The sequence below is a fragment of the Geminisphaera colitermitum TAV2 genome, from assembly GCF_000171235.2.
GTDB lineage: Bacteria > Verrucomicrobiota > Verrucomicrobiia > Opitutales > Opitutaceae > Geminisphaera > Geminisphaera colitermitum.
Map to the genome: position 1 here is coordinate 1 of NZ_ABEA03000074.1, position 11,319 is coordinate 11,319.

An 11,319-nucleotide genomic window follows, 5' to 3' on the forward strand; every position below is an offset into this window, starting at 1 on the left:
CCGCTCTCAACTCCACGCGATCCGCCGCTCCAGGCCGCCACACCGTCCCCGGCTCCAACCGCACCGGCCCGCCCGCCACGTTTTGATTCCCCACCACCGACGCCCGCCCGCGCAACCACACCACCTGCCTTACCGTGGCGCGGGCGTCCCGCCCGCCCGTAGGGGCTTCGCTTGCGACGCCCGCGCCAGCCGGACGAAGCAGCGATGCCCCAAGGTCTTCGCGGGCTTCGCAAGCGAAGCCCCTACGTCGAATGCGGGCTTCCCGCCCGTTCCCCTTGCCTCTCAACTCCCCGCCCCTTCCCCCCCCCCCCTCCGCGCCATCGCTGCCAATCCACCTGCACCCCGCCAGCGAAAACAGCACCCGATCCGCCGCCGCTTCCAACGCCGCCGGGGCGCAACAAGTTGTCTGCAGTTGTTGTTTACTCATGGGAACAGACTCACGCGGAGCAACGGAGGCGCGGAGCAAAAAAACAGAGATAGACAGTATCTTCTGCATTTCTCCGCATCTCCGTGTCTCCGCGTGAGACCTCTTAACAAAGTGGAATGCATATCAAATTGAAGCCAAAATGAGATAAAAATTGAATTTTTGGAGCCAAGGAAAATTGCTCTTTTCCCCCGCTTTCGGCTATCATTTCACCCGATGTTATCCATCCCCGGCAACCACCGCATTGCACCACTCGCCCGGCACGCCCTCACCCGGCACCTCCTTGCCTGCGCACTCGCCGCCGCCCTCCCCGGCACCGCCTCGCTCCGCGCCCAAGTCGAACTCTGGCGCAACGGACAACAACACCCGCCCCTTTTCGCCACCATCCAATCCGCAGTCGATGCCGCGCAACCCGGTGACACCCTCCGCATCCGCCCCGGCACCTACCACGAAAACATCCGCATCACCGGCAAACACGCTCCTGCCGACAACCCCATCACCCTCGAACCCGCCGCGGACAAACATACACCCAACACCACCGTCATTCTCGACGGAGCCGACCCCGAACTCCAACGCGCCACCCCCGCCGCCCCCCTCACCCGCTGGACACCGCTTCCCGATCCGATCCAAGGCTGGCAAGCCACCGTCCCCTGGACATGGACCACCCGCGAATCCCGCGCCCTCCTCACTTGGGCCTCGCACGCCGACGACCGCCTCATTGCCGCCCACCACAACGAAGCATTTTTTCTCCGCGCCCCCCGCGGCGATGCCCTCTGGCGCACCGGCACCACTGTCCGCCTCCGCCTCGCCGACGGACGCGACCCCAACACCGTGCCCCTCAATATCGGCACCGCCGAAGGCATCATTCAAATCACCGACAGCACCGGCTGGAACATCCGCGGCCTCACCCTTCGCAACGCAGGCTTTGCCGGCGTCCACCTCAACGGCTCCGGAGTATCCGACATCATACTACAAGACCTCGTCATCCGCACTGCCTTTCGCGGCATCACCACCGAAGAGATAAAAAGCCTCTCGCGCCGCATTACCATCCGCCGCTGCCGCATTCAGAACTTCTGGAACTTCGACTGGGAATGGGTCAACGGTTACCGTGATGCCGCCTCCGCCAGCGACGAAGAAGTCGCCCCCGTACGCGGCCACGGAATCCGCCTCAAAGCCGAGGACAGCGAAGTCTCCCACTGCGAAATCGCCGGCCAATGGGACGGCATGATGATTCAGGGTCGCAACATTCGCGTTCACGACAACCTCGTCCACCACACCTACGATGACATGATCGAACTCGAGTCCGGCCGCAGCACCGACATCCATTTTTACGACAACGTCGGCTTCAAACTCTTTGTCGGCATCAGCGTCGTTTCCAACCGCCCCGGCCCCATTTACATTTACCGCAACCGCATCCAAACCACGGATACCATACGCCGCGAAGGCGACACCCGCCGCTACGGTTATCCCATAAAAATGGGCAACGACTGGGGCCCCGGCGCGCGCGGCATTTACATCTACCAAAACACCTTCGTCAGCGACGGACGCAGCCTCTTCGTCGCCACAAAACCGCCCCGTTACCGCCCCGAGAACTGGCGCGACATCGCTTTCGTCAACAACATCTTTCAGCGCAACCGCCGCGCCCAACCCGTCGGACTCGAAGGCATGGGCCCCGTTGCCAACAACATCCGCTGGGAAGGCAACCTCTTCACTTGGGACGCCGACCTTGCCCGCCTCGCCGAACTCGACCCTGCCTATGCCACATCCGGCATCGTGGCCGACCCGCACCTCACCGCCCCCGCCGCCAGTCCCTTTGACGCCCGCCTCTCCACGCCCGACAGCCCCGCCCGCGCCGCCGGCAGCCTCCTCGCCCTCGAATCCAACTGGCCCGACTCGTATCCAAAACTCAACGACAAAAGCAAACCCGACATCGGAGCCATCCCTTATGGAGTCGAACCTCACCCCGCCGGTCCCGGCGGCGACCTCTACTGGCCCTGGCCCAACCCGCCCCTTCCTAATTCCTAATTTCCGCCCGCCCGCCCCCCCCCCCCCCTCGCACACAATGAAAAATCAGAACGCCATGAAGGACCTCTTACTCCAGCAGACGAAGCGAAGCGGAGTCTGCTGGAGCTTCACATGTGAAGCTCGTCGCGCCGACTCTGCCTTCACGCTTATCGAACTCCTCACCGTCATCGCCATCATTGGAGTCCTTGCCGGCATCCTCGTGCCCGTTGTCGGTCGCGTCCGCGAGACCGCCCGCGGAGCCCAATGTGTTTCCAACCTCCGCCAACTCGCCACGTCCGCCCGTCTCTGGATCGGCGACAACAAAGACCAAATGCCCGATGCCAAGGCTTGGTCCTACAATCAGGGGACAACCCACTACGCCTACCCCGCCCAACTCGCCCCCTACCTCAGCTTTCCCAAACGAACCAACGATATCATTGACTACTCCAAGGCGCCTTCGCCCATGAAATGCGAGGCCGCCTACGCAAAGTTCCCCGCCAACGGCACCAACGTCCACTTCGCCCGCACCTACTCCATCAACGCCTACGCCACCGCCACGATGGACGACGGCACGGTGCTCAAACCCCGCAACTACGCCTACGGTTACGCCCAGCGTCTTACGCAAATCATGCAGCCCTCGCGCATGGCCTTTTTCATGGACGGCGGCACCGGCGGCGCGGGCAGTTACGAATCCAACGTTAACATCGAACACGTTCCCGACTCTTTTGCCCGCCCGCTTCGCTATCCCCACCGCGACAGCCTCAACGTCTCCTTCGTGGACGGTCACGTTCAGCGCATCACCAAGGCCGACATGCAAGCCAACCACGCCACCAACACCGACCCTTTCTGGCGCTTCGATAGATAATAAAAAACCATCCCCCCCCCCGCCATCACTCTCCCACCTCCTCTCGTCATGAAAATAACATTACACACCATCATGCTCCTCCAACGCTTCCCCTTCCTCGCCGCCGCCAGTCTGCTGGTCCTCGCCAGCCCCGCCGCACTCCAAGCCCAAGCCGCCTTCAATGGCGCCACCGCTTACACCCAGGACTTCGACACTCTCCTCGCCCATGCCAGCGCAACTGGTGACAACAGCGGCACCACTTCGTTCTCATTCAGCAACAACGTCACACTCCCCGGCTGGTATTCCAGTGTCGGAGCCGGACGCGCCAGCGCAGGGCAACACCACAACAGCGGCAGAACCTATAGTTGGGGACCGGACGCCTATAACAATAATCCCAATGCCGTTGACCGCGCACTTGGCATTTATTCTGCCGAAGGTTTTGCGAACACCGCATACCTCGGCCTCCAGCTTCAAAACACCTCGGGAGCGACAATCGACAGCGTGACCCTTGTCTTCGATGTTGAACAATGGCGACAAGGCCTGAGTGCCACCACATGGACATTTGACTACCTGACCACCGCGACCGCTGGCAACCAGTTGACCGCCCCCGATTACACGCCTGACGCCCGCGGCAACGTCGTCTCCAAAGTCACGGGTTCGGCAAAAGGTCTCAACGGCAACCTCGCCGCCAACAAGACCACCGCCGTCAGCGTCACGCTCACCGGCCTTGATTGGGAGGCGGGCCAATATCTCTGGTTGCGTTGGGCCAGCAATCAACCCGGGAGCGCCAGCGACCCGGCCACAAGCGCCGCCGGCATCGCTCTCGACAACCTCAGCGTTCGGGTGACGCCCGTTCCCGAACCCGCCACGGTTGCCCTCTTGCTCGGACTCCCCGCCTTGTTCTTCGCCGCCCTCCTTCGCTCCCGTCTGCGCAACCTCAAGCTGCAAATGGTATGACGTCTCTCCCCTGTCCACCTCAAGGGCATCAGAATCCGGGCAATTCCAATTGATTCACATAAGGGGGATAAAAGACGCCGATGATATTCCACGGATTCGGTGAGTAGCCGTGAAACTGCTGCAAAGTTCCTATAAAAAAACACAACTCTTTCTGAGAAAACTCATCCCAATAGCGTTGTTTCACTTTCGCCAACGCCTCTTTTTCCCTTTCGGCGAGGCCGAGTTTCTCATTTGTGCAGCGAAAACAATTCCAAAACAATTGCCCACATTCCCAATCCAATAATTGCAAACGAATCACCCGTTTGTCCGCATCCTCAAATTTGTAAAAAAATCTGTAGGGCAGTTTGTTAATCGTCTCGAACGTCAACCGCCAAGCATCGGCTTCCGCAAAATCAAACTCTGATTGCCGCGCCTTGTCGCGCATTTCCGCCATGCGTTCCTTATCCCATTCCCTTTCATCCGACTCCCAGTCAAATCCAAGCAGGCGGGCGGGTTTGAAAACCGCGAGCGAAACCGCTGTCTCCGGCGTATTTTTGATGGCCTCGCAAAGTGGTGTTAATTTGGTTTCGACGCGTGCCTTGCCCAAGACCAATGCCTTGCGTTCCCGCCAGCCGTTCGAGGGCTCCATCTTCCCGGTCACGATGATTTTGTTCACATCCGTGGGACGCAGGGTTTCGTATCTGTGATCGGATGTGTTACGGACAAAATCACCCTCTATCCATTCATACTTTTCGTATTGTTGTTTTTCGTCCAGACGGCGAAAGGGAATCGGGTAAATACGCACCCAAGAGCCATCCTCCCGCAATCCGGCGGTGCAAACCGTTTCCCCGTATTTTTTGGAGAGCGTGGGGTATGTCTTGGCCGTTATCAGGATGCGTTCACGGAGCATTGCTGCAAAGTTCTACAAATGTTTGGGAGTGAGAGCCGGGATGCCTGCGCGTTCCAATGCCTCGGCAACGCAATGCCGGTGGCACTGGCAGGGTTGAGCCTCGTAGCAGGTAAGAGCGACACGCTGTTTGCCATCCAAAATCCATCCGCGAATTTTTCCCAACGCCTCTGCTTGGAGCGGCAGGTTGTCGCGCTCATATTTGGCAAAAAGCGCGTCGTAATCAGCTTGTGTGCGGAGTTCCTGACGGGCCTCGGACGCTATGCCCAATTCCGGCAGGTGCTCGTAGCGGATGCCCACTCCCTCGCAAGCGTGCGAGAGTGTGTGTTTTGAAAACCCGTATTTGCGACTGAGGGGATTGCGCCGGACATCGCAAAGCAAGGTCACGGAATCGCGCAAAAGGGTGTTCAGGTAACCTTCGAGGCTGCGCCCCTCATAACCGATAGTGGTCAATCCTGGAGGCTGGGAAGCGGGCTTCGCCGCCTCCACTTTCTGCCGTTCTTCCTCCGAGGGGAGAACCCGTTTCAAAATTTCGCTGCGAGTGGCATAATAAGGATGCCGCAGATAAATTTTCCGGATCAACGCAGTACCCCGTTCATTGTTGGCGGCGACAAAACGACGCGTTCGTTCCCCCAATGACTTTTGTTTCGACGCCTCGTGCTGTCCAGTCGGAGAAAGTTGCCAGCATTCTTCCTGTTGGTCAGTGGCATCATTAAGGAAACCTTGTTCCGCCAGCTTTCGTTTGTCGGCGTAAGAGGTGAAGGAAAAGCAGCCAAATTTGTAGGGGATAAACTCGTAGCTCCACTCCTGCTCCCACTCCGTGGTATAGAGGAAAAGCAGCTTTTGGAAATCGGTGAGCGTGGCAAAACCACCCAGCGAATCTAGCAAGGAAAGAAGCAAACGTTGGCGACCAAACAGCATGGGATAATTAAACAAAACGCCGTCAGGAGGGGAAAGCCTGAAAAAGCCCCTTTCTCCTGCTATGAAAAAAGAATTATCATGAAAGGATAAGGGTAGCCCCCACCCCCCGCCTGCGCATCATGCGCCGGATGCCTCGTGCCGCCACCGCCACTCCATCGCCAACAACGCCCCTCGACGCCCCCCCGCTCGCGCAACCGGAAACCGCCCGCCTCTCGCTGCACGAATGGTCCTGCCTGCGTACGGAGCTTGTGTGGATTTACGACGGCCCACCGCGTGAGCAGGCCCGCCACATGACCAGCGACCACCGCGAAGGCAACTGGGTCTGGCTCCTCCGCTCCGGCACCGTCACCCTCCGCGTTGGCCGGCAAACCTGGCACGCCCGCCCCGGCCAGTGGCTCCTCCTCCCCAACTCCATCACGCAACAGGACTTTTCTTCCGACGCCCATCTCCTCTCCATACGCTTCTTCTGTCAGTGGCCCGATGGCGGCAACATCTTCACCCGATCCTCCACCAGTGGGTCCGCCCCCGACGCCTGCGCCATCTTCGATGCCCGCCATCACCCCGAGCTCGAACGCACCGCCACCCGCCTCGAACGCCTCGTGCGCCGCCACTTCCCCTTCACACACGGAGGCCACCACGCCCACATGCGGCAAACAGCCAACTACCCCCTCTTTCTCCAATACCAGCGCGCCTTCCTCGACTGGCTCGCCGCCTGGTTTGAAACCCGTCAGGCACTCGGCGCCCGCCCCGCCCGACTCGGAACAGGCGGTGACGAACGCATCTGGCGCACCGCCCGCGCCCTCAATGACGCCCCGCTCGCCGCCGGTTTCCCCGACGCCCGCCTGCGCGCCGAGACCGGCCTTGGCGCCGTGCAAACCAACCGCCTCTTTCGTGACGCCTTTGGAGTCACCCCCCGACAGCAATGGGAGCAACGCCGCCTTGAAACCGCCCGCCTCCTCCTCGAAACCACCGGCACCCCGCTCAAGGAACTCACCGCGCAACTCGGCTTTCGTTCCGACGCCCATTTCGTTGTCTGGTTCCGCCGCCGCACCCGCCTCACCCCCGGCCGCTACCGCCGGATGTTTTTAACCACTAATGCACACTAATCAGAGAAATATTAGAGCGTTTTCAGTTGAGATGTAGCCGTCGTCTTAACGGTAGGGAGGCCTCTCCGAGGCCTCCGAAACCACGCTCCATCTACCTATGAATTTCGCATCCTCACACTACGCACGGCGGAGGCCTCGGACGGAGCGCAGCAGCGCGCAGATGGCATCGCCGACGGCGATGGCCCGAAGGGCTGCCCTCGGCAGAGGGCACAAAGGCCGCCCTACCAGGTATCAAATGGCTACAGTTTAAGTGAAACTGCCCTAATATCCTAATTCTGGATACAAATTCACTGTCTGCTTATTAGTGCCCATTAGTGTGCATTAGTGGTTAACCCCGTTGCCCATCTACCCCTCCACCTCCACCAACGTCTCCTGCCCGCGCAGCAAATCATGCAACGTGAACACCCCGGCCAGCCGCCGCTGCGATTCATTGCCTAAACACAAAAAATTGGACGGCGACTCCAGCAACCGCTCCTGCACCCGGCCCAATGGTGTCGCCCCCTCCACCCACACCGCCGGCTCCAACTTTGGCGGCTGTTTCGTGGCCAGCGCCAGCACCGCCGCCGAACGCGACAACACCCCCATCACCGCGCCCTCCCCGTCCACGACCGGAAACCGATTGTAGCGGTTTCTCGCCAGCAAATCCGCCAGTCCCTCCCCCGACAAATCCGTTGCGACCACCGCCCTGTAAGTTGCCAGCGCCCCCACCGGCATCTCGCGCCACCTGCGAAAATCCCGCGGAGGCAGCACCCGGTTCGGATCCTCCCCATCCTGCCGCATCATCCCCTCATAAAGCCCCTCCCTCTCCAACCGATTGCTCACCACATAACTCACCAACGTCGCCAGCAACAAAAACGGCATCACCACAAACTGGTGCGTCACCTCGAAGATCAACAAAATCGCCGTCACCGGCGTGCGGATCACCGCCATGAACCCCGCGCTCATCCCCGCCATCACCAACATCGCCTTGTCCGAACCCGTCAACGGCAGCACCAGCCCCCCCAACGCCGCGACCAACGCGCCCGCCATCGCCCCGATGAAAAAACTCGGCGCAAAAATCCCGCCACACCCGCCCGACCCCACTGCCAGGAACGTCGCCCCCAACTTCGCCAACAACAACACCAGCGCCGCGCTCCACACCAGCTCGCCCGAAATCGCCGCCGTCACATCCTCGTATCCGATTCCGAATACACCCGTTCGCCCCGTCAACCAGAACGCCACCCCGCCCAACACCCACGTCCCCAGCGCCCCCGCGGTTGGTATTGCCCATTCCGGTACACCCGACCTCGGCAATGACCGCACCCACCCCCGCGTCGCCAGCGTGCCCTTCTGGAAACCCACCACCCCGCCCACCGCCGCCAACGCCCCCACCAACGGCACCAGCAACAAACCCCGCCACGTCGGGTCCGACAAAGCCTGCACTTGAAACGCCGGTTGCGGCCCGATCAACGCATGCGCCATCAACGCTCCCACGACTGCAGCCAGCAAAATCCCCCCGATCAAGCGACTCGATAAATCCCCCACGATCTCCTCCAGCACAAACGCGATCGCTGCCAGCGGCGCATTGAACACCGCCGCGATTGCCGCCGCCACGCCCCCCGCGCAATAAAGCCGCCGCTTCTGTTTTGGCACCCCCAACCACCCCGCCCCTGTAGACATAACCGACGCCCCGATCTGCGCCACCGGTCCCTCCGGCCCCATGCTCACCCCGCCGCCCAACGTGATGGCCGACGCGAAAAACTTCACCACACCCGTCCTCGCGCGGATGAACCCAAAATCCCTCCAGAACGCCAACTTCGTGGGCAAAATCCCTCCCCCCGCCGTTTCCTTCGCAAACCCCCGCACCAACGCCGTCGCTATCAAACTCGCCGCCACCACGCTGGCGAACGACCCCGACACAAACACCCACACCCCATGCTCGCGTAACGCCACGATTGCCCAGTGATGCAAAAACTCCACGAACGCATGAAACCCCACCGCCACGAACCCCACCACCACACCCAACACCCCGACCACTGCCGCCTCGAACCCCTTCCCCCGCCCCTTCACTCGCGCGCGCAACCCACCGACCGACGCCAACGGACGCCGAAAAAACGAAACGAAAGAACCCAACCAAGCAGATGAAGCGAAACGTGACATGTGCTGGGCAGGAGAAGCAAAGAGCCAGCAAACCTGCAACCCCCCGCTCCCTCCAGCCCTTGAATTAGGGAATTAGCCGCCCTTTTCTAATTCCTAATTTCTACTTCCTAATTCCCCCCCCCTGCTTCGCGCCACACCCCCTCGGCAAACACCGTCGTTGCGATATCCGGCAACCCCCGTTCATTGTGCAAAATCTGCGCCGACAACGCATCCACTGCCAGCACCCCGCACCGTTCATGCTGCTGATCAATCCCGCACTCGTCCTCATCAGGCCCCAAGTCGAGCCCCACCAACAGCGGCACCTGTCCATTCTTATTTGTCCATCCCCTCAGTTTCTCAGGCCAGCGTTCCGTGATCGTGAGCACTGCCTCCGGCTGCTCACGCTCCAACCATGCACGAACATTGTCGGCATTCCACCGGCTTTCCTCGATCAACAGCGGTTCCAGCTGATGTTGCTCCGCTCGTAATCGCTGCATCGCCAGATACGCCCCCGACCATCCGAAATTCACCCGCATATCCATGCCCTTCTGCAATGCCAGCCCGATGCGGCGCAACCCCTTTCGCCGACACATGCGCAGGGCCAGTTGCACACCGTGCCCATGATTATGCGACACCCGGCACATCGCTGGACGCCGCGCTGACAGAGCCACACCCACCACCGCAAAACGCGACCAATCCAGCTCCGCCCTCCATGCATGTTTTTCGTGCGGCCCAACGATCACTCCGAGAATTCCCCGAGCGGTCAGAATGTTGCTCAATCGGCGAGGCGTCACCTTCGGATCTGACATGCTGAATAACTCCAACGCATAACCCAACTCCTTCGCCCGTCTCACTGCACCCTGATAAAATAGCCACTGCGTGTACCACGATTTTCGCTCCGGCGGACGCACGTGGTACAAAAACGCCAGTGTCGCCTTATATCGCTGGCTCCCCTTGGAGCGTACCTGCTGCAGAAACGCCGCCGCCACGGGATTCGGCTTGTAGCCCAGTTCCGCGGCACGCCGCCGAACCTCCTCGCGTGTCGCCGCGCTCACCCGCGAATGATTGCGCAGCGCATCCGCCACGGTGGTTTTGCTCATGTCGAGCGCGGCTGCCAATTCGCGGACAGTCATGGGAGAAGAAGCCATGACCCCAAACCTGCCATTCTCACGGACGCCACGCAAACGACTTCGGACGTGTCCGAAAACACATCATTTGCCCCACTCTTCCTGCCCCGCAAGTTACGCCTCCGAGTGTAAAAAAAATCTCGTCCAACCTCTCCATCTCCATGAAACAACACATCTCCATCCTCTCTGGAACTGCCGCCCTTGCCGCCATCCTCGCCCTTATCCCCGCCGCCGACCTTCGCGCCGACGACATCGTTCACTACAACTTCAACACCACGGGCGATGCCGCCCTCGCCCTGCGCGACACCGCCACCGGCATCACCTCCACCGCCATCACCTACAACAACCTCGCGCGCAACTCAACTGGCACGGGCGATGACCGCCTCGTGACGTTTGCCCCGACGGAAGGCCACCAAGGCAACGCCGATTCCAGCGCCGCCACCACCCTCACCGCGGGCACTTATTTCACGTTCACCATCACCGTGGACCCCGGAAAAACCCTCAGCCTCGACAGCTTCTCGATCGACGCCTACGCGAACGCCAACGGCAACCGCGCCTTCTACGTCTTCTCCGACAAAACCGGATTCACCGCCGCCGACGTCCTCCTTGCCAAATCCCAGACCACCGGCCTCTCCACAACCCAGAGCACATTTAGCATTCCGCTCACCTCTGTCACTGCGCTCCAGAACCTCACCGCCGGTCAGTCCGTGGAATTCCGCATTTACGTCCAGACCGACAACACCACCCGGACCATCGTCTTCGACAACGTGAAGCTCACCGGCACCGTTGCCCCCGCCGCCGTTCCCGAACCCGCCACCACCGCAACCTGGATCGCTGGTGCGATTATTGCACTCGCTGCCATGTTTCGCCGCAGCCATCGTTGACCCTTCTCCGCTTACATCGGCTTGAGGCGACTCAAGTCGAAACAGTCG

General features: G+C 60.8%; 10 protein-coding genes and 1 pseudogene. 6 read left to right on the forward strand and 5 right to left on the reverse strand.

Going from position 1 to position 11,319, the window contains the following annotated elements; genetic code table 11:
- Positions 1-427, reverse strand: a pseudogene (locus OBACDRAFT_RS27240) (hypothetical protein); the annotation flags it as partial.
- A gap of 213 nt (positions 428-640) precedes the next feature.
- Here OBACDRAFT_RS27240 and OBACDRAFT_RS07850 point away from each other — a divergent pair.
- From OBACDRAFT_RS07850 to OBACDRAFT_RS07860, 3 genes are read left to right on the forward strand one after another with little or no spacing between them, the layout of a single operon-like run.
- Complete coding sequence (locus OBACDRAFT_RS07850; RefSeq protein WP_043584456.1) at positions 641-2,449, forward strand: right-handed parallel beta-helix repeat-containing protein; 1,809 nt, start codon at positions 641-643, stop codon at positions 2,447-2,449.
- Between the two features lie 37 nt (positions 2,450-2,486).
- Entirely contained in the window at positions 2,487-3,293 is an 807-nt protein-coding gene (locus OBACDRAFT_RS07855) for a type II secretion system protein (RefSeq protein WP_232766813.1), read from the forward strand.
- Between the two features lie 48 nt (positions 3,294-3,341).
- Positions 3,342-4,229, forward strand: coding sequence for an endonuclease (locus tag OBACDRAFT_RS07860; RefSeq protein ID WP_232766816.1), 888 nt, complete (start codon positions 3,342-3,344; stop codon positions 4,227-4,229).
- Between the two features lie 28 nt (positions 4,230-4,257).
- Here the strand turns inward: OBACDRAFT_RS07860 and OBACDRAFT_RS07865 are convergent, their stop codons facing one another.
- Together OBACDRAFT_RS07865 and OBACDRAFT_RS07870 are read right to left on the reverse strand one after the other, a co-directional pair.
- Positions 4,258-5,118 (reverse strand): hypothetical protein, encoded by an 861-nt coding sequence (locus OBACDRAFT_RS07865; RefSeq protein WP_043584458.1) that lies wholly within the window; start codon positions 5,116-5,118, stop codon positions 4,258-4,260.
- 12 nt (positions 5,119-5,130) lie between these two features.
- Positions 5,131-6,003: a DUF488 domain-containing protein gene (locus tag OBACDRAFT_RS07870; protein WP_198529862.1), complete on the reverse strand. Its 873-nt coding sequence runs from the start codon at positions 6,001-6,003 to the stop codon at positions 5,131-5,133.
- Between the two features lie 152 nt (positions 6,004-6,155).
- On the opposite strand from OBACDRAFT_RS07870, the gene OBACDRAFT_RS07875 reads away from it, so the two are divergent.
- Positions 6,156-7,142, forward strand: a complete 987-nt coding sequence (locus OBACDRAFT_RS07875) for an AraC family transcriptional regulator (protein ID WP_232766817.1) — start codon at positions 6,156-6,158, stop codon at positions 7,140-7,142.
- 345 nt (positions 7,143-7,487) lie between these two features.
- On the opposite strand, the gene OBACDRAFT_RS07880 is transcribed toward OBACDRAFT_RS07875, so the two are convergent.
- Complete coding sequence (locus tag OBACDRAFT_RS07880) at positions 7,488-8,948, reverse strand: chloride channel protein (RefSeq protein ID WP_232766818.1); 1,461 nt, start codon at positions 8,946-8,948, stop codon at positions 7,488-7,490.
- On the opposite strand from OBACDRAFT_RS07880, the gene OBACDRAFT_RS29555 reads away from it, so the two are divergent.
- Complete coding sequence (locus OBACDRAFT_RS29555; protein ID WP_232766819.1) at positions 8,842-9,087, forward strand: hypothetical protein; 246 nt, start codon at positions 8,842-8,844, stop codon at positions 9,085-9,087. The genes OBACDRAFT_RS07880 and OBACDRAFT_RS29555 overlap by 107 nt on opposite strands.
- Before the next feature lie 301 nt (positions 9,088-9,388).
- Here OBACDRAFT_RS29555 and OBACDRAFT_RS07885 read toward each other — a convergent pair whose 3' ends face one another.
- Positions 9,389-10,393 carry a LacI family DNA-binding transcriptional regulator gene (locus OBACDRAFT_RS07885; protein WP_043584462.1) on the reverse strand — a complete coding sequence of 335 codons (1,005 nt, stop codon included), beginning with the start codon at positions 10,391-10,393 and terminating at the stop codon, positions 9,389-9,391.
- Between the two features lie 155 nt (positions 10,394-10,548).
- Between OBACDRAFT_RS07885 and OBACDRAFT_RS07890 the strand changes: the two genes are divergently transcribed.
- Positions 10,549-11,271: a hypothetical protein gene (locus tag OBACDRAFT_RS07890; protein ID WP_043584464.1), complete on the forward strand. Its 723-nt coding sequence runs from the start codon at positions 10,549-10,551 to the stop codon at positions 11,269-11,271.
- Positions 11,272-11,319: the final 48 nt, after the last annotated feature.